Origin of the sequence: Streptomyces sp. NPDC098101 (genome assembly GCF_044760185.1) — a bacterium.
GTDB lineage: Bacteria > Actinomycetota > Actinomycetes > Streptomycetales > Streptomycetaceae > Streptomyces.
On sequence record NZ_JBIWAS010000002.1, the window covers coordinates 476,676 to 494,514 of the forward strand.

Consider the following 17,839-nt stretch of genomic DNA (forward strand, 5'->3'; position numbering starts at 1 on the left):
AGTCGGGAGGGGTGGTCGGGGAGTCGGAAAGGGCCGCCGGGGATTCGGGAAGGGCGGTCGGGGAGCCGGGAGGGGCGGCCGGGGAGCCGGGAGGGGCGGCCGAGAAGTCGGGAAGGGCGGTCGGACGGCGGGCGCGGCTCGCGGAGATCTTCCGCTTCGCCCTGGTCGGCGGCGTCAACACCGGCACGTTCTTCGGCTGTTACCTGCTCCTCCACCCGTGGATGCCGTACTTCGCCGCGTACTCCCTCGCCTTCCTCCTCAGCATGGTCGGCTCCTTCTTCCTCAACACCTACTTCACCTACCGCACCCGCCCCACCTGGAAGAAGTTCGCGCTCTTCCCGCTCACCAACGTCACCAACTACCTGGTGCAGAGCGTCGGCCTGTACGCGCTCGTCACCTGGGCCGGAATGGACGACCGGATCGCGCCACTCGTGGCGGCCGTCGTCGCGATCCCCTTCACCTATCTGATCTCCCAGCGGATCCTGGTGCCCCGGGGCACCGGCCGGGGCCCCGGCGCGGCCGGTCCGGGGAGCGAAACGGACGAGCGGCAGCCCTCCCGGCTCGCGTAGATTGCCTGGCAGCCGCGGCGTCGAGCGCGCGGCCCGCAGGAACGGCCGAGTGAGGACGACGCAGGTGACGACGCAGGTGACGGGTCAGACGGACGGGTCGAGGCAGTACGGGTCGAGGCAGTACGTGACGGAGGCCCGCAGGATCGTCGTCAAGGTCGGCTCCTCCTCCCTCACCACCGCCTCCGGAGGCCTCGACGCCGACCGGGTCGACGCCCTCGTGGACGTGCTCGCCAAGGTCCGCAGCGGCGGCGAGAAGGAGATCGTCCTCGTCTCCTCCGGCGCCATCGCCGCGGGCCTCGCCCCGCTCGGCCTCACCCGCCGCCCCAAGGACCTGGCCCGCCAGCAGGCCGCCGCCAGCGTCGGCCAAGGCCTGCTCGTCGCCCGCTACACCGCCTCCTTCGCCCGCTACGGCGTCCGCGTCGGCCAGGTCCTCCTCACCACCGACGACACCAGCCGGCGCGCCCACTACCGCAACGCGTACCGGACCCTGGACCAGCTCCTCACCATGGGCGCGCTGCCCGTCGTCAACGAGAACGACACCGTCGCCACCGACGAGATCCGCTTCGGCGACAACGACCGGCTCGCCGCCCTCGTCGCCCACCTCGTCCGCGCCGACCTGCTCGTGCTGCTCTCCGACGTCGACGGGCTCTACGACGGCGACCCGGCCAAGCCCGGCACGTCGAGGATCGCCGAGGTCGCGGGCCCCGAGGACATCGCCCACGTCGAGATCGGCTCGGCCGGCAAGGCGGGCGTCGGCACCGGCGGCATGGTCACCAAGGTCGAGGCGGCCCGGATCGCCGCCGCCGCCGGCATCCCCGTCGTCCTCACCTCTGCGAGCCGCGCCGCCGACGCCCTCGCGGGCCGGGACACCGGCACGTACTTCCACCGCACCGGCCGCCGCTCCGCCGACCGGCTCCTCTGGCTCGCCCACGCCTCCACCCCGCAGGGCTCCCTCACCCTCGACGACGGGGCCGTCCGCGCCGTCGTCGAGGGCAAGAAGTCCCTGCTCGCGGCCGGTCTCGCGGGCGTCGAGGGCGACTTCGTGGCCGGTGACCCGGTCGAGCTGCGCGACGCCGCAGGCCGGGCCGTCGCCCGTGGCCTCGTCAACTTCGACGCCAAGGAGATCCCCCGGATGCTCGGCCGCTCCACCCACGAGCTCGCCAAGGAACTGGGCCCGGAGTACGAGCGCGAGATCGTCCACCGCGACGACCTGGTGGTCATCGCCTGAACGCGTCACCGGCCGTACGCGTCCCGTGCCGGACGCGTCACCGGCCGTACGCCGGGCACCGTACGCCATCCGTCGAACACCACCCGCCGAAACGGCTGAAACTGCGGCCATCCGGAAGGGACGTTCACCAAAACCGCCCCAAGTACCCCCTCGGACTGGTCAACTTTGTCCCGGGGGTTATGAGCAAGGCGGGGTACAGCACCACACGCATCACACAGGAGGCCGCCGGTGAGACGAGCGCGCCCAGGGGCGCCGCCCCGTGGGACTGCCGAACGCGCCCTGACCAGTGTCGAGGCCGGAGCCGACTTCGACGAGGCACGGGACAGGTCCACGGACAGGAAGACCGAGACCACCACCGACACACGCGAGGTACGCGAGACACGTGAGGCACGCGCCGAGGAGCGGCCCGTGTCCAAGCTCTGGCACATCACCCTCAGCGTGTCGGGCGTGGAGTCGCCGCTGAAGGAGGTGCGCCGGGGGCTGGAACAGCTGGCCCACGACCATCCTTTCCTGCTGACCAGCCGTTACGCCAACGATCACGCCGAGATCCGGTACTGGGAGGAGGCCCGCGACCTGCACGACGCGGCGGCCGTCGCCCTGCGCCTGTGGGGCGAGCACCGGCAGACCGCCAAGCTGCCGCCCTGGGAGATCGTGGGCCTGGAGGTCATCGACCGCGAGACCTACCACCAGCGGATCGCGGAGGGCTACGGCCCGCCGCCCGCCGCCCCGGTCGGCGTCCACCCCTACTGAGGGGCGGACCCGCCGGGAACGACCACGACGTGCCCCTGGACGAGTCCGGGGGCACGTCTCGGAGTGCGGGATACGTGAGGGATGTCCGCAGGGGTGCCAGTACCCTGCGGACATGACCTCGCTCACGCCCCTCGACAACCTCTCCCCGGTCACCCGGGCCGCCCGCCTCGCCCGTGGCGCCGCCGCCGAAATCGCGCCACTCCCGCGCGCGGTCAAGGACGAGGCCCTCCTCGCGATCGCGGACGCCCTCGAAGTGCGCACCGCCGAGATCGTCGAGGCCAACGCCGTGGACATCGCCAAGGCCCGCGAGGCCGGGACCAGCGAGGCCATCGTCGACCGGCTCACCCTCACCCCGGAGCGCGTCCGGGCCATCGCCGCCGACGTCCGCGACGTGGCCGCGCTGCCCGACCCCGTCGGCGAGGTCGTCCGGGGCTCGACCCTCCCCAACGGCATCGACCTGCGCCAGGTCCGCGTCCCCCTCGGCGTCGTCGGCATCATCTACGAGGCCCGCCCGAACGTCACCGTCGACGCCGCCGCCCTCTGCCTCAAGTCCGGCAACGCCGTCCTCCTCCGCGGCTCCTCCTCCGCGTACGCCTCCAACACCGCCCTGGTGACCGTGCTGCGCGACGCCGTCGGGGGCGCCGGGCTGCCCGCCGACGCGATCCAGCTCGTCCCCGGTGAGTCCCGCGAGTCGGTCCGCGAGCTGATGCGCGCCCGCGGCCTCGTCGACGTCCTCATCCCGCGCGGCGGCGCCTCCCTGATCAGGACCGTCGTCGAGGAGTCCACCGTCCCGGTCATCGAGACAGGCACCGGCAACTGCCACGTCTACGTCGACGCCGACACCGACCTCGACATGGCCGTGGACGTCCTGATCAACTCCAAGGCCCACCGGGTCAGCGTCTGCAACGCCGCCGAGACCCTCCTCGTCCACCAGGACGTCGCCGAGGCCTTCCTGCCCCGGGCCCTCGACGCCCTCGCCGAGGCCGGCGTCACCGTCCACGCCGACGAGCGGACCCTCGCCCTCGCCGAGGGCTCCAAGGCCACCGTCGTCCCGGCCACGCCGGAGGACTGGGAGACCGAGTACCTCTCGTACGACATCGCCGCCGCCGTCGTCGACTCCCTCGACAAGGCCGTCGAGCACATCCGGGCGTGGTCCTCCGGCCACACCGAGGCGATCGTCACCACCTCGCAGGCCGCGGCCCGCCGCTTCACCCAGCTGGTCGACTCCACCACGGTCGCCGTGAACGCCTCCACCCGGTTCACGGACGGCGGCCAGTTCGGCTTCGGCGCCGAGATCGGCATCTCCACCCAGAAGCTGCACGCCAGGGGCCCCATGGGCCTTCCCGAGCTGACCTCGACCAAGTACATCGTCACCGGCGACGGTCACGTGCGGTAACACCCCCTTCCCGTACGGGTCGGTTTTCGGTACGGACGGTCTTTCGGTACGGACGGGGAGGGTTCGCACTCTCCCTGCCCAAAACCCCCTTCCGGGTCTACTCTGAATCCGTGCCGGACGACGTGGGGGGCAGGCCGTTCCAGAACGGCGGAGACCCCGAGGACTCTGTCGACCGCGGAGGCGCTGACGAGGTCCACGCCGCCGTGGTCTTCGACGAGGAGTTCGTCCGGGCCGCCGCCGTCCACGAGCCGACCGCGGTCGAGCGGCTCCTCGCCGCCGCCCAGGCCCGTGCCGAGGCCGAGGCGGCCCGCGCCCGCGCGGGCGGCGGACCGGCCGACGACGACCCCTACGGGGACGGCCACGACCCGCTGGTCACCTACGAGCCCGACGACATCGGTGACGACGACAGCCCCTACGGCCCCCACGGCGGCGCCCTGCGCCCCTACCGGGGCAGCGCCCGCTGGCACCGGCCCGTCGCCTGGGTCCTCGCCCTCGTCATGGGGGTCGGCATGGTCGCCCTCGCCTTCAGCGCCGTCTACCGGGGCGCCTCCGCCAACCGCCAGGACCAGGTCCCGCCGCCGGCCACCACCGGGGTCGACGCGCCGAGCCCGAACCCGGCCCCGCCCGCGGCCCACGCCCCTGCCGCACGCTCCACGTCCCCCGGATAGCCCCCACCGGCCTCCCGGACCCGAATCGGACCCGAATCGGACCCGGAATCGGCTCCCGACCGGGAGCGTGCCGGGGCCGTCCCGGGTCCCCGTCGCACCGATGGCGGAATTCTTCGGAACTTGTCGTGTACCTGGGCGTTTACCGAAGCCCCCGCAGACCTACCCTGAAGGTATGGCAGGGCGTGGCGACCCGCCTGAGGGGACACCCGAGGGGTTCCCCGGCGGTGGTGAGGACGAGTACCGATCCGTCGTCTTCGACGAGGCGTTCGTCCGTGCTGCCCGCCTCCAGGAGTTCTCCGCCCGGGAACGGATGGGCGAGCACGCCCAGGCCGTCCGCAGCCTCCCCTCCGGGACGGTCCGGAGCGGCTCCCGCCAGGCCGTCCTGCTGGTCCTGCTGGTCCTCCTCGCCTTCGGCACCGCCATCTACCTGGGCGTCCGCAACCCGTACCAGCCCCCCGTCGACCAGCGCGCCGAACCCCTGCGGACCACCGTGGTCCGGCTCGCCCCCCGGGACCCCGTCCCCGGCGGCGAGCCCGCGCGGCTCTTCGCCCACAGCCCGGCCGCCGAGTACCGCGCCGGGGCCGCCGGCATCGACCTGCCGGTCGCCGGGCGCACCCTGCACTTCGCCGAGAGCCAGGTCGTCGCCGCCCTCGGCATCGCCAAGGACTACCTGGTGGCCTCCTCCCTGGAGCCCGACGTCCTGACCGGGGCCACCGTGCGGCCCGTGCGCCTGCTGCTCGACCCCGACCAGCTGGAGCAGTTCGACCGGAGCGTCGAGTCGCCCGCCGACGACGGCCGGCACGCCTCCGCCGCCTGGCTCGTCCGCTTCGACCCCCGGGAGGTCGCCCTCGCGGACCCCGCCGCCCGGGTGCGGGGCACCCTCCGCTTCGAGGAGACCGGTCCCGACACCCTGGACGTCACGGCGGACCACACGTATACCTACGCGCTCCGTCCGGCCGTCCGGGGCACCGGGCCGGTCGCCGCGGCGTCCCTCTTCACCGTCCACCGCGTGGTGCACTTCCGCTTCGACCGCGAGGACCTGCGGGCGCACCGCGCCGAGCTCCTGAGCAGCACCTCGGAGGCCGGACCGCAGGCCTGTGACACGGACACCACGGGCGTCCTGAAGCCGCTCCTGGCGGGAGCGCGGGCCCCCGGGGCGGACGACGGCCCGGCGGTCACCGACCCGTACGCCACCGACCGGCCCGCCGCCCCCTCGCTGTGCGGAGCGCTGGCGCCGAAGGCTCAGCCCTCGCTCTGACCGTCCCCGGCGTCGCCCCGCGCGTCGTCGTCCCCGGCCGAGGCCTTGCCGCCGGAGTCTTTGGCGCCCGAGTCCTTGCCCCCGGTCGTCCCGCCGTCCCCGGCCGCGCCGCCGTCCGCCTTCGGGGAGCCCTGGCCGCCGAACCGGTTGCGCAGCCGGCCGCCCAGGTCGCCCGCCAGGTCACCGGCGCCGCCGGCTATGTCCCCGACCAGCTTGAAGAGGGGATCCTTGCTGGTCCGCACGGTCTCGGCGTAGTGCCCTGCCGACTCGCGGAAGGAGTCCGAGACCGAGGTGTCCTTGTCCTCCGAGCGCTTCGGGTAGTGCCCGTCCATGATCCGCTGGAAGTCGCGGCTCTCCGACCACTTCTTCAGCTCCGCCGCGCGGACGGCGGTGAAGGGGTGCGAGCGCGGCAGCACGTTGAGGATCTTCAGGACCGAGTCCCGCAGGTCCCCGGCCTTCTCGTACTCGTCGGCCTGGGCGAGGAACGCGTCCACGTTCATCTCGTGCAGGTGGTTGCCTCCGGCGATCTTCATCAGGCCGCGCATCGAGGCCCGCACGTCCTGCCCGACGAGGAGCCCGGCCCGGTCGGCGGAGAGCTCCGACTTGCGGAACCACTCGCGCAGCGCCGTCACGATGGCCGTGATCGCGACCGTCCCCAGCGGGATCCACGCGATCTTGAGCGCCAGGTTCGTGAGGAACAGCAGGACCGTGCGGTACACGGCGTGCCCGGAGAGGGCGTGTCCGACCTCGTGGCCGACGACCGCCCGCATCTCCTCCTCGTCGAGGAGCTCCACCAGACCGGTGGTGAGCACGATGATCGGCTCGTCCAGGCCGATGCACATCGCGTTGGGCTTCGGGTCCTGCGTCACGTACATCGGCGGGACCTTCTCCAGGTCCAGGATGTAACAGGCGTCCCGCAGCATGTCGTTGAGGTGGCTGAACTGGGCGTCGCTCACCCGGACGGAGTCCGAGAGGTAGAGGAGTCGCAGACTGCGCTCCGGCAGCAGCCCGCTGAGCGCCTTGAAGGCCGTGTCGAAGCCGCTGAGCTTGCGCAGCGCCACCAGCGCCGAGCGGTCGGCCGGATGCTCGTAGGCCCGCGAGGAGATGCCGGGGAACCGCCGCCGCTGCCTGCTCGGCGCGCTCCCGTGGTCGTTCTCGGTCATGGATGCCCCCTGTTCGTACGAGTCGGTGCTCGTCCCCCTGACTGCACCCAGCCTAGGCGCTGGCGCTACCGTGTGGCGGGGCCTGTGGATAACTCGGGCACCGAGGACGACCGAAGGGCACGACCGACATGCCGGACACCGCCGCCACCGCCGACGCCGCTGCCGCGCTGCTCGCCGCCCCCGCGGGCCAAGGCCTCGGCGACACCCTCCGGATCGTGCTGCTCGCCTCGCTCGTGGGCGGAGTCCTACTCGCCTGGTTCCTGCTGCGCGGCTACCGCACGGAGGACACGGGCGACACGGGCGACGTGGGTGACGTGGGTGACGCGCCGGGCGCGAGCGGTACGGACGGCGCGAGCGGTACGGACGGTGCCGGCGGGGCGGGCGGCATCGGCGGGACTGACGGTGTCGGTGCGCCGGGCGGTACCGGCCGGGCGGACGGCAACGCGGAGCGCGACGCGAACGCCTGAGTCGGCGTGAGCGCCTCCGGACGGCCCGCATACGATGTGCGCGAAGTCTCCGCTCCCATCCCCGATCGATAGGTCTGCCGAAGATGAGCCTCCACAGCGCCGCCGCCCACCTGGTCACCCTCGCCGAGGGCGCCGAGCACGGCGGCAACCACGAAAGCCTCAGCCCCTACCTCACCGGCTTCGGCGCCTTCGGTGCCCTCATGCTGCTGCTGTGGATCACCACCCGCTTCAACCGCGACCGCTGAACCGACACCGCTGATCCGGCGGCCGCTGCCGTGCCAGTAGGCTCTGCACGCATGGGAGAGCAGGAAGTGCCTACTGGCGGGCGCGGCAAGCGCCGACTCGGTGTGATGGGCGGAACCTTCGACCCGATCCACCACGGACACCTGGTGGCGGCCAGCGAGGTCGCCGCCCTGTTCCACCTCGACGAGGTGGTGTTCGTGCCGACCGGGCAGCCGTGGCAGAAGAGCCACAAGGCCGTGTCCGCGCCCGAGGACCGCTATCTGATGACGGTCATCGCCACGGCGTCCAACCCGCAGTTCTCGGTCAGCCGGATCGACATCGACCGCGGCGGCGCGACCTACACCATCGACACCCTGAGGGACCTGCACTCCCTCAACGGCGACGCGGACCTCTTCTTCATCACCGGGGCCGACGCGCTGTCGCAGATCCTCACCTGGCGCGACGCGGAGGAACTCTTCTCGCTCGCCCACTTCATCGGCGTCACCCGCCCCGGCCACGACCTCACCGACGACGGCCTGCCCAAGGGCGGGGTCTCGCTCGTCGAGATCCCCGCGCTCGCCATCTCCTCCACCGACTGCCGGGCGAGGGTCGCGAAGGGGGACCCCGTCTGGTATCTGGTCCCGGACGGCGTGGTGCGCTACATCGACAAGCGCCAGCTGTACCGCGGCGAGTGAGCTTCGGGGAGGGGCACCGGTGAACGATCAGCAGCACCCGTACGATCCGTATCGACCGCAGCCGCAGATCATCGGCTACGACGAGTACGGGCAGCCGGTGTACCAGCAGCCGCAGGCGCAGCAGCAGCCCGCGCAGCACTACGACCCGTACGGCGGTCAGCGGCAACAGCCGTCGCAGCAGACGTACGGCTACGACCCCTATGCCCAGCAGCAGCCGTCCCAGGAGCAGCAGCCGCAGGCGCAGCCCCCGTACGACCCGTACGGTCAGCAGGGCTACGCCTACCCCTCCTACGACACCGGCCAGCAGTACGAAACGGGTCAGCAGTACGACACCGGGCAGGAGTGGGCCGTCCAGCCCCGGGCCCAGCAGTCGCAGGCCCCGCAGGCCCCGCAGCCCCAGGCGCAGTCGCAGGCCCGGCCCGAGTCCGTCCGGCCGGTCCCCGAGGCCCCGGCCGCGCCCGTCACCGCCCCGCCCGGCGTCCCCGGCCAGCGTCCCGCCTCCGAGCGGCCCGTCCCCGGCCGGCCGGCCTCCGGGCGCCCCGCTCCGTCCCGTACGGACGGCGACGACCGCGAGTACCGCACCGAGCAGTTCTCGTTCATCGAGGAGCCCGACGAGGACTCCGAGGACGTCATCGACTGGCTCAAGTTCACCGAGAGCCGTTCGGAGCGGCGCGAGGAGGCCAGGCGCCGGGGCCGCAACCGGATCGTCGCGCTCGTCGTCGTCCTCGTGCTCGCCGTCGTCGGCGGCGTCGGCTACCTGTGGTCCGCGGGCCTGCTCCCCGGCACCTCCGCGCCGGAGCGGAACGGGGCCGCCACGACCGGTCCCCAGAAGCGCGACACCATCGTGGTCCACCTCCACGACACCACGAACGGCGGCACCTCCACCGCCCTGCTCGTGGAGAACGCGACCACCCGCCAGGGCACCACGGTCCTGCTCCCCAACTCCGTCGTCGTCGCCGACGCCGAGGGCTCCGCGACCACCCTCGGCAAGTCGGTCGAGGACGACGGCTCCAGCGGCACCCGGGAGTCGATCGGCAACCTCCTCGGCGCGAAGATCACCGGAACCTGGCGCCTGGACACCCCGTACCTGGAGAACCTCGTCGAGGTCGTCAGCGGCATCGAGACCGACACCGACACCGACGTGCCCGCCCCCAAGGACGGCGCCGAGCCGCTCGTCAGGAAGGGCGAGAAGCAGACGCTGAACGGCCGCGCCGCGGTCGCCTACGCCACCTACCGGGCCCCCGGCGAGGCCGACGCCAAGCAGCTCCAGCGCTTCGGCCAGGTCCTGTACGGGGTGCTGCGGAAGATCTCCGACGACCCGGCGGCCGCCACGGTCACCATCGAGACGCTCCAGCAGATCCTCGACCCCTCGCTCCCGGAGAAGGACCTCGGCGCCTCCCTGGCCAAGCTCGCCGAGCACGCCAAGCTCGGCGCCTACAAGACGGCCCTGCTCCCGGTGGAGGAGGACGGGGCGCTGACCGGCGGCGCGAGCGACAGCGTCGTGAAGGACATTCTCGGCGGCAAGGTCACCGCCCCCGAGGCGGACGGGATCACCCGGGTCTCCCTGCGGGACGGCTCCGGCAAGAACGCCACCGAGGCGGCCCGGATCGTGCTCGCCAACGGCGGCTACGCCATCGTGGGCGCCGCCGTGGCACCGGACCAGGACAAGTCGCAGGTCCTCTACGGCGACGACGCCCAGAAGGCGGCGGCCGCCGAGGTGGCCAAGACGCTGGGCCTGCCGGCCGGCTCGGTCCGCAAGGGCGACACGGCGGGAGCGGCCGCCGTCACCGTCGTCCTGGGGCAGGACTACAAGGTTCCGGGGGCCCGCTAGCGGCGCTCCGGAAAAGGCCGACGGCGTCGTCGGCGGTCCGTGAGACCCTGGAGGGGTACTGGACCGCCGACGAAAGCCTGCTTGTGACCGCCACGGACCGTTCCATCGAGCTCGTCAAGACCGCCGCCCAGGCGGCCGCCGACCGGCTCGCGCACGACATCATCGCGTACGACGTCAGCGACGTGCTGTCGATCACCGACGCCTTCCTGCTCGCCTCCGCGCCCAACGACCGCCAGGTCAAGTCGATCGTCGACGAGATCGAGGAGCGGCTGCTCAAGGAGCTCGGCGCCAAGCCGGTCCGCCGCGAGGGCGACCGCGACGCGCGCTGGATCCTGCTGGACTACGTCGACATCGTCGTCCACGTCCAGCACAGCGAGGAGAGGGTCTTCTACGCCCTGGAGCGGCTGTGGAAGGACTGCCCCGAGCTGGAGCTGCCCGAGGACGCCCTGAAGACCCGCGGCAAGGGCGCCGAGCACGCCGCCCTGACCGGCGTCGACACCGCGGGCCACGCCTCCGGCCTGCCCGACGGACCGGACGGTGAGCTGAGCTGAGCACCACCAGGGGCGGCACCGGCCGCCGCATCGTCCTCTGGCGCCACGGCCAGACCTCCTGGAACCTGGAGCGCCGCTTCCAGGGCTCGACGGACATCGAGCTGACGGAGACCGGCGTCGCCCAGGCGCGCCGGGCCGCACGGCTGCTCGCCGCCCTCGAACCGGACGCCGTCGTGGCCTCCGACCTGAAGCGGGCGGCGGCCACCGCCGCCGAGCTCGCCGCGCTCACCGGCCACGACGTCGCCCACGACGCCGCGCTGCGCGAGACGTACGCGGGGGAGTGGCAGGGGCTGACCCACGACGAGATCGTGGCGCGCTACGGCGAGCAGTACGCCGCGTGGAAGCGCGGCGAGCCCGTGCGCCGGGGCGGCGGCGAGCTGGAGACCGAGGTGGCCGACCGGGCCGCCCCCGTGGTCCTGGAGCACGCCGACAAGCTCCCGGAGAACGGCACGCTCGTCGTGGTCAGCCACGGCGGCACCATCCGCACCACCATCGGCCGGCTCCTGGGCCTGGAGTCCCGGCACTGGGAGAGCCTGGGCGGGCTCTCGAACTGCTGCTGGTCCGTCCTCGGCGAGGGCGCGCGCGGCTGGCGCCTGCTGGAGCACAACGCCGGCACGCTGCCCGAGCCGGTCCTCGGCGACGACGACTGAGCCCCACCGGGCCCCGTGACGGGCCCGCCGGACCCGGATTTCACTTTCCGGCAGGTCACAGGCTAGAGTTCTTCTTGTTCGCAGCGCGGAGCGCGAAGAACACGAGGGGCTATAGCTCAGTTGGTAGAGCGCCTGCATGGCATGCAGGAGGTCAGGAGTTCAATTCTCCTTAGCTCCACAGTCACCGAATCCCGTCCCCATCAGGGGGCGGGATTCGTCGTTTCGTCCCGTTGCGCCGAGTACGCCGACCCCCTTGCGGGGCCATGGCAGAATCGGACGGCCGGAGGGGGACAGGATCCGGACGGGAGGGTGGCCCACGTGCTCGGCGACAACGGCAGGGTGTCCTGTCGGTGCACGACCAGGTGCACGACGGGGCGCGCGACCCGCGGCCACAGCTGGAGCTGACTGATGGGTGCACACAGGCGGAAGTGCGACTGGTGCGGCAGCGGCACGCCCATCGTGCGCGACATGGACCCCGTCAACCCCGGGTTCCAGTATTGGTGCGAGGAGTGCGCGCGGGCGCTGATCATAAAAGGCGACCCGATCGAGACCTACCGCGAGCTGGAGGGGGAGCCGATCTACGGTCGGCTCCTCGACGAGCACTGCACCCTCAAGCGGTTCTACTCCTTCGCCACGGCCTGACGCTCCCGCTCCGGCGCCATCGGACGCTCCTGCTCCGGTACGGCCTCCAGGAGCGGTTCCGCCGCCGTGGCGACCTCCGTCCCGTGGCCGGTATCCGCCCCGCGAGGCCTCCGTCGAGCCGGTAGCGACCTCCGCCGGGCCAGTACGTACCCCGCCAACAGCGCCGCCGTCGTCAGCGGATAGACGGCCGAGAGCAGCATCTGGCCCGCGTTCTGGTCCAGTTCGGGACGGCCCGGGTCGTGCGGGACCCACCACAGCGCGAACGACGCGAACACCAGGGCCACCGGCCCCGTCACCCGCCACGCGTGCGTGGCCCGGTCCGCGAGCAGGATCAGCAGCGGCACGCACCAGACCCAGTGGTGGGACCACGAGATCGGACTGATCATCAGCGCCGTGAACGCGCAGACGACCACCGCCACCGCCTTGTCGCCGCGCAGTGCGGCCCGTACCGCCACGACCATCGCGACGCCGCCCAGGAGGGCCGCCGACACCGCCCACCACATGCCCGGGTCGTCGGTGTGCATCAGCCGGGCCAGGACGCCGCGGATCGACTGGTTGGCGGTCTCTTCGGCGAAGCCGACCCGGCCCGTCTCGAACAGGGTCTCCGTCCAGAACTTCTTCGAGTCCGCGGGCAGTGCGAGGGCCACGGCCAGTGTCGTCCCGAGGAACACCCCGGTCGCCGTCGCCGCCGTCCGCAGCCACTGGTTCCAGGACCGGTCCCGGCGCCACAGCAGCACGCCCGCGACGAGCAGCAGGACCACGAAGAGCCCCGGTGTGAGTTTCACCGCGGTCGCCAGACCGGTGCCGAGGCCGGCCCAGCGGCTCCCCTCGCGCCGGGTGAGGTCCCAGAGCACCGCCACGGCTATGAGCAGGTTGATCTGGCCGTATCGCAGGGTCGTCCACACCGGCTCGCACCAGACCACGACCGCGGCGATCCAGAACGTGGCGCGCCACAGGTCCGCGCGGGACAGCGACGGGCGCACCAGCTGGACCGACAGCTGGACCAGGGCGACCACCAGGAGCAGGTTCCCCCCGGTGGCGAGCGTCCGCATCAGCGGGACGCCCACCAGGGTCAGCGGCACGAACAGCAGGGCGGCGAAGGGGGGATACGTCATGCCGAGGTTCGCCGAGGTGGCGCGCATCGCGTACAGGTCGCCGCCCGCCCGGACCGTCTCGCCCTCGGCCCGGTAGACCATCACGTCGAGCATGTTCACGTGGGCGAGGCGTTGCGCCACCCAGAAGGCCGCGAACGAGAGCAGACAGACCGCCGCGGCGGTGACCAGGGGCCACGGCCGGGCACGGGTTTTCGAGAGCACGGAGACGGACACAGTCGGCGACCCTACCCGGCGGCCCGGAAGGGCCCCGGGAATCGATTTGGAGATCTGCCGGGAGGCCGGTTAATGTTCTGTCTGTCGCCGCGAGGGAAACCGCAGCGGAGACGGAAAGCAAGGGGCTATAGCTCAGTTGGTAGAGCGCCTGCATGGCATGCAGGAGGTCAGGAGTTCAATTCTCCTTAGCTCCACAGAAACTCCACGGAAGCCTCGTGGAAGGGAAAGCGGGTCACCCGGATCGGGTGGCCCGCTTTCTCGTGTCCCGGTCCCCGGAACGCCGGTGCGGCCCGTGCGGCCGCTGCGGTACCCTGGCGCCATGCGTGCCGTACGCCTCCTGCTTACCGAGCCGCGCTGACCAGTCCCGACGGGTGACAGATCATTCCGTCGGAGTCGGCGCGGCATCCCCTCCTGTGCGAGGGGATTTTTCATTTCGGGCAGTCAGTGGCCGTGGGCAGAGACGATCGATGGAGCTTCAAGGACCATGACCGAGATCAATACGGCCGCCGAGACGGCGGCCCCGCATCGCTACACGGCGGCCATGGCCGCCGACATCGAGGCACGCTGGCAGGACTTCTGGGACGCCGAGGGCACGTACGAGGCCCCGAACCCCACCGGTGACCTGGCGGGCGACCCCGCGGTCGCCGCACGCCCCAAGAAGTTCATCATGGACATGTTCCCGTACCCCTCGGGCGCGGGACTGCACGTCGGCCACCCGCTGGGCTACATCGCGACGGACGTCTTCGCCCGCCACGCGCGCATGAGCGGCCACAACGTGCTGCACACCCTGGGCTTCGACGCCTTCGGCCTGCCGGCCGAGCAGTACGCCGTGCAGACGGGCACGCACCCGCGCGTGTCCACCGAGGCCAACATGGAGAACATGAAGGTCCAGCTGCGCCGGCTGGGCCTGGGCCACGACAAGCGCCGGTCGTTCGCCACGATCGACCCGGAGTACTACAAGTGGACCCAGTGGATCTTCCTGCAGATCTTCAACTCCTGGTACGACGACGAGGCCGGGAAGGCCCGTCCGATCGCCGAGCTGATCGAGCGGTTCGAGAACGGCACGCGTGAGATCCCCGGCACCACGCGCGCGTGGAGCGAGCTGAGCGCCACCGAGCGCGCCGACGTCCTGGGCGAGTACCGCCTGGCGTACGCCTCCGACGCGCCCGTCAACTGGTGTCCCGGCCTGGGCACCGTCCTGGCCAACGAGGAGGTCACCGCCGACGGACGCTCCGAGCGCGGCAACTTCCCCGTCTTCAAGTCCAAGCTGCGCCAGTGGAACATGCGGATCACCGCCTACGCGGACCGCCTGCTGGACGACCTGGACGCGCTGGACTGGCCCGAGGCCATCAAGCTGCAGCAGCGGAACTGGATCGGCCGCTCCGAGGGCGCCCGCGTCGACTTCCGGGTCGGCGACGCCGGTGCCATCACGGTCTTCACCACCCGCCAGGACACCCTGTTCGGCGCCACCTACATGGTCCTGGCGCCCGAGCACGAGCTGGTCGAGGAGATCGTCCCGGCCGCCTGGCCCGAGGGCACCCACGACGTGTGGACCGGCGGTCACGCCACCCCCGCCGAGGCCGTCGGCGCCTACCGCAAGCAGGCCGCCTCCAAGTCCGACGTGGAGCGCCAGGCCGAGGCCAAGGACAAGACCGGCGTCTTCACCGGCGCGTACGCGACCAACCCGGTCAGCGGCGAGCGGGTCCCCGTCTTCATCGCCGACTACGTCCTGATGGGCTACGGCACCGGCGCCATCATGGCCGTCCCCGCGCACGACAGCCGCGACTTCGCCTTCGCGCGCGCCTTCGAGCTGCCGATGCGCTGCGTCGTCGAGCCCTCGGACGACCGCGGCACCGACCCGTCCACCTGGGACGACGCCTTCTCCTCCTACGAGGCGAAGCTGGTCAACTCCGCCAACGACGAGATCTCCCTGGACGGCCTGGGCGTCGTCGACGCCAAGGCCCGGATCACCTCCTGGCTGGCCGACCGCGGCATCGGCGAGGGCACCGTCAACTTCCGGCTGCGCGACTGGCTGTTCAGCCGCCAGCGGTACTGGGGCGAGCCCTTCCCGATCGTCTACGACGAGGACGGCGTCGCCCACGCGCTGCCCGCGTCGATGCTGCCGCTGGAGCTGCCCGAGGTCGAGGACTACTCGCCGCGCACCTTCGACCCGGACGACGCGGACACCCGCCCGGAGACCCCGCTGTCCCGCAACGAGGACTGGGTGAACGTCACCCTGGACCTGGGCGACGGGCCGAAGAAGTACCGCCGCGAGACCAACACCATGCCCAACTGGGCCGGTTCCTGCTGGTACGAGCTGCGCTACCTGGACCCGCACAACTCCGAGAAGCTGGTCGACCCGGCCGTCGAGCAGTACTGGATGGGCCCCCGCGAGGGGATGCCGACCGGTGGCGTCGACCTGTACGTCGGCGGCGCCGAGCACGCCGTGCTGCACCTGCTGTACGCGCGCTTCTGGTCCAAGGTCCTGTTCGACCTGGGCCACGTCTCCTCGGCCGAGCCCTTCCACAAGCTGTACAACCAGGGCATGATCCAGGCCTTCGTCTACCGGGACGCGCGCGGGATCGCCGTGCCGGCGGCCGAGGTCGAGGAGCGCGACGGCGGCTTCTGGTACCAGGGCGAGAAGGTCTCCCGCGTCCTGGGCAAGATGGGCAAGTCCCTGAAGAACGCCGTGACGCCGGACGAGATCTGCGCCGAGTACGGCGCCGACACCCTGCGCCTGTACGAGATGGCGATGGGCCCGCTGGACGTGTCGCGCCCCTGGGACACGCGCGCGGTGGTCGGCCAGTACCGGCTGCTGCAGCGGCTGTGGCGCAACATCGTCGACGAGGCGACCGGCGAGGTCACCGTCGTCGACGCCGCGCCCGACGAGGACACGCTGCGCGCCCTGCACAAGGCGATCGACGGCGTCGCCCAGGACATGGCCGCGATGCGCTTCAACACCGCCATCGCCAAGATCACCGAGCTGAACAACCACCTGACCAAGTCCGGTGGCGCGCTGTCCCGCACGGTCGCCGAGCAGCTGGTGCTGCTGGTCGCCCCGCTGGCGCCGCACATCGCCGAGGAGCTGTGGCGCAGGCTGGGCCACGCCGAGTCGGTCGTCCACCAGGACTTCCCGGTCGCCGACCCGGCGTACGTCGTCGACGAGACCGTGACCTGCGTCGTGCAGATCAAGGGCAAGGTCAAGGCCCGCCTGGAGGTCTCCCCGTCGATCACGGACGCGGAGCTGGAGGCGCTGGCCCTGGCCGACGCGCACGTGGTCGCGGCGCTGGGCGGTGCCGAGATCCGCAAGGTGATCGTGCGCGCGCCGAAGCTGGTCAACATCGTCGCGGGCTAGCGGATCGCCGGCGCGCGGCCGGTGAGGCGCGACCGCCGACGTGCGACAGCCGGTGCACGGCGGCTGATGCGCGACCGGTGACCGGCCGCGCATAGGGGTTTCCCCTACGGGCAGGTTGGGGGTTCCGATGGAACCCTCGGCCTGCCCGTTCCGTTTACCGTGGAGGGACCACAACCGTGTGGTGAGTCGACCGATGCCGGAGGGGCGCCCATGGAAGCCACGATTCTCACGATCCTGGCGCTGCTCTTCGTCGCCTTCGTGGCGCTCGGGGTGTACGCCACCGTGAAGGTGACCAAGGCCGCCAAGCGCGGTGTCGACCGCACCCTGGACCAGGCCCGGCGCACGGTCGAGGACACCACGCTGCGGGCCAAGAGCTTCGGCCAGGCCGGGGCGGCGGGCGAGCTGGCCCGGCTGCGGCTCTCGCTGCGCACCTCGATGCGCGCCACGCAGGAGGCGCTGCAGGCGGGCGTCGGGCAGGACGCCTCGCTGAAGGAGTCGCTCGACCTGTTCAACCGGCTCAGCGGACACGGCCTCGAACTCGACGCGGACCTCAAGCGCCTGGAGCGGGAGCCCGACCGGGCGTGGGTGGCCGGACAGCTCCCCGAACTCACCGCGCGGACCGAGCGGATCACCAGCTCGGCCGACGCGCTGCGCCGCGCCGCCCGGGACCGGGCCGTGCGGTTCGCCGAGGACGACCTGTCGACGCTCAGCGCCCAGATCGACGTCGAGGCCGGAGCCCTGCGCCACTGGGCCGACCCGGAGCCCGCGCCGGGCGCCGCCACCGGTACGGCCGGTGCGGAGGAGCGGGGGCGTGCCGCCGGGGCCGGCGGCCGGACGGCGGGCACGGGGGCCCACGGCCGGACGGCGGGTGCCGGGGCCGGGAGCGAGCCGTCCGCCATCACGGGGCCCGACCCCCGGCTGACCTCCTACCCCTGGGAGAAGTCGGCCCGCCCGGAGACCACGACCTGACGGCAGGGCCGATCGGGACGGGTGCTTGCCCGATGTCCGGTGATTCGGTGATCCGGTGATCCGGTCGGGAGGCGGAGTGTTCGCCGACGCCCGGTGA

The 17,839-nt window shown here is 72.2% G+C and carries 17 protein-coding genes and 2 tRNA genes; 17 read left to right on the plus strand and 2 right to left on the minus strand.

Annotated features, from left to right (window positions below; all coding sequences use genetic code 11):
- Positions 1–146: 146 nt before the first annotated feature.
- From ACIQVI_RS09150 to ACIQVI_RS09175, 6 genes are all read left to right on the plus strand, one after another.
- Positions 147–569 (plus strand): GtrA family protein, encoded by a 423-nt coding sequence (locus ACIQVI_RS09150; RefSeq protein WP_365538985.1) that lies wholly within the window; start codon positions 147–149, stop codon positions 567–569.
- A 124-nt stretch (positions 570–693) separates the two neighbouring features.
- Entirely contained in the window at positions 694–1,797 is a 1,104-nt protein-coding gene (gene proB / locus ACIQVI_RS09155) for a glutamate 5-kinase (RefSeq protein ID WP_351969136.1), read from the plus strand.
- A 228-nt stretch (positions 1,798–2,025) separates the two neighbouring features.
- The gene (locus ACIQVI_RS09160) at positions 2,026–2,547 is read left to right on the plus strand and encodes a hypothetical protein (RefSeq protein WP_053647490.1); all 522 of its coding nucleotides are present in this window, start codon (positions 2,026–2,028) and stop codon (positions 2,545–2,547) included.
- 112 nt (positions 2,548–2,659) lie between these two features.
- On the plus strand, positions 2,660–3,943 hold the full coding sequence (locus ACIQVI_RS09165; protein ID WP_403593095.1) for a glutamate-5-semialdehyde dehydrogenase: 1,284 nt from the start codon (positions 2,660–2,662) through the stop codon (positions 3,941–3,943).
- 110 nt (positions 3,944–4,053) lie between these two features.
- Positions 4,054–4,611, plus strand: a complete 558-nt coding sequence (locus tag ACIQVI_RS09170) for a hypothetical protein (RefSeq protein ID WP_351969115.1) — start codon at positions 4,054–4,056, stop codon at positions 4,609–4,611.
- A 172-nt stretch (positions 4,612–4,783) separates the two neighbouring features.
- Positions 4,784–5,869, plus strand: coding sequence for a hypothetical protein (locus tag ACIQVI_RS09175; protein WP_403593097.1), 1,086 nt, complete (start codon positions 4,784–4,786; stop codon positions 5,867–5,869).
- On the opposite strand, the gene ACIQVI_RS09180 is transcribed toward ACIQVI_RS09175, so the two are convergent.
- Positions 5,854–7,032, minus strand: a complete 1,179-nt coding sequence (locus tag ACIQVI_RS09180) for a M48 family metallopeptidase (protein WP_403593100.1) — start codon at positions 7,030–7,032, stop codon at positions 5,854–5,856. The two genes, ACIQVI_RS09175 and ACIQVI_RS09180, sit on opposite strands and share 16 nt — an antisense overlap.
- Positions 7,033–7,160: 128 nt before the next feature.
- Between ACIQVI_RS09180 and ACIQVI_RS09185 the strand changes: the two genes are divergently transcribed.
- From ACIQVI_RS09185 to ACIQVI_RS09220, 8 genes are all read left to right on the plus strand, one after another.
- Complete coding sequence (locus tag ACIQVI_RS09185; RefSeq protein ID WP_403594564.1) at positions 7,161–7,499, plus strand: hypothetical protein; 339 nt, start codon at positions 7,161–7,163, stop codon at positions 7,497–7,499.
- An 83-nt stretch (positions 7,500–7,582) separates the two neighbouring features.
- On the plus strand, positions 7,583–7,744 hold the full coding sequence (locus ACIQVI_RS09190) for a hypothetical protein (RefSeq protein WP_163013787.1): 162 nt from the start codon (positions 7,583–7,585) through the stop codon (positions 7,742–7,744).
- A gap of 51 nt (positions 7,745–7,795) precedes the next feature.
- Positions 7,796–8,416 (plus strand): nicotinate-nucleotide adenylyltransferase, encoded by a 621-nt coding sequence (gene nadD, locus ACIQVI_RS09195; protein WP_351969112.1) that lies wholly within the window; start codon positions 7,796–7,798, stop codon positions 8,414–8,416.
- Between the two features lie 19 nt (positions 8,417–8,435).
- The gene (locus ACIQVI_RS09200; protein WP_403593104.1) at positions 8,436–10,247 is read left to right on the plus strand and encodes an LCP family protein; all 1,812 of its coding nucleotides are present in this window, start codon (positions 8,436–8,438) and stop codon (positions 10,245–10,247) included.
- A gap of 83 nt (positions 10,248–10,330) precedes the next feature.
- Complete coding sequence (gene rsfS / locus ACIQVI_RS09205) at positions 10,331–10,798, plus strand: ribosome silencing factor (RefSeq protein WP_053647475.1); 468 nt, start codon at positions 10,331–10,333, stop codon at positions 10,796–10,798.
- Positions 10,795–11,448, plus strand: coding sequence for a histidine phosphatase family protein (locus tag ACIQVI_RS09210; RefSeq protein ID WP_351969135.1), 654 nt, complete (start codon positions 10,795–10,797; stop codon positions 11,446–11,448). Before rsfS ends, ACIQVI_RS09210 begins: the two co-directional genes overlap by 4 nt.
- 105 nt (positions 11,449–11,553) lie before the next feature.
- Positions 11,554–11,626 (plus strand) — tRNA-Ala (locus ACIQVI_RS09215).
- A gap of 230 nt (positions 11,627–11,856) precedes the next feature.
- Entirely contained in the window at positions 11,857–12,090 is a 234-nt protein-coding gene (locus ACIQVI_RS09220; protein ID WP_015033559.1) for a hypothetical protein, read from the plus strand.
- Here ACIQVI_RS09220 and ACIQVI_RS09225 read toward each other — a convergent pair.
- Entirely contained in the window at positions 12,069–13,418 is a 1,350-nt protein-coding gene (locus tag ACIQVI_RS09225; protein WP_403593109.1) for a glycosyltransferase 87 family protein, read from the minus strand. The two genes, ACIQVI_RS09220 and ACIQVI_RS09225, sit on opposite strands and share 22 nt — an antisense overlap.
- 121 nt (positions 13,419–13,539) lie before the next feature.
- Here ACIQVI_RS09225 and ACIQVI_RS09230 point away from each other — a divergent pair.
- The 3 genes from ACIQVI_RS09230 to ACIQVI_RS09240 all read left to right on the plus strand — a co-directional run bounded on the left by ACIQVI_RS09230 (position 13,540) and on the right by ACIQVI_RS09240 (position 17,742).
- Positions 13,540–13,612 (plus strand) — tRNA-Ala (locus ACIQVI_RS09230).
- A gap of 290 nt (positions 13,613–13,902) precedes the next feature.
- A complete protein-coding gene (gene leuS, locus ACIQVI_RS09235; RefSeq protein WP_351969109.1) occupies positions 13,903–16,773 on the plus strand; it encodes a leucine--tRNA ligase in 2,871 nt (956 codons plus the stop codon).
- A gap of 210 nt (positions 16,774–16,983) precedes the next feature.
- Positions 16,984–17,742, plus strand: a complete 759-nt coding sequence (locus tag ACIQVI_RS09240) for a hypothetical protein (protein ID WP_403593114.1) — start codon at positions 16,984–16,986, stop codon at positions 17,740–17,742.
- Positions 17,743–17,839 lie beyond the last annotated feature (97 nt).

Excerpts from the sequence above, each read along its gene's own strand:
- ACIQVI_RS09220 (WP_015033559.1), top strand. The coding sequence starts at position 11,857 with ATGGGTGCACACAGGCGGAAGTGCGACTGGTGCGGCAGCGGCACGCCC.
- ACIQVI_RS09175 (WP_403593097.1), top strand. The coding sequence starts at position 4,784 with ATGGCAGGGCGTGGCGACCCGCCTGAGGGGACACCCGAGGGGTTCCCC.
- leuS (WP_351969109.1), top strand. The coding sequence starts at position 13,903 with ATGACCGAGATCAATACGGCCGCCGAGACGGCGGCCCCGCATCGCTAC.
- ACIQVI_RS09165 (WP_403593095.1), top strand. The coding sequence starts at position 2,660 with ATGACCTCGCTCACGCCCCTCGACAACCTCTCCCCGGTCACCCGGGCC.
- nadD (WP_351969112.1), top strand. The coding sequence starts at position 7,796 with ATGGGAGAGCAGGAAGTGCCTACTGGCGGGCGCGGCAAGCGCCGACTC.
- ACIQVI_RS09180 (WP_403593100.1), bottom strand. The coding sequence starts at position 7,032 with ATGACCGAGAACGACCACGGGAGCGCGCCGAGCAGGCAGCGGCGGCGG.
- ACIQVI_RS09185 (WP_403594564.1), top strand. The coding sequence starts at position 7,161 with ATGCCGGACACCGCCGCCACCGCCGACGCCGCTGCCGCGCTGCTCGCC.
- ACIQVI_RS09190 (WP_163013787.1), top strand. The coding sequence starts at position 7,583 with ATGAGCCTCCACAGCGCCGCCGCCCACCTGGTCACCCTCGCCGAGGGC.
- ACIQVI_RS09240 (WP_403593114.1), top strand. The coding sequence starts at position 16,984 with ATGGAAGCCACGATTCTCACGATCCTGGCGCTGCTCTTCGTCGCCTTC.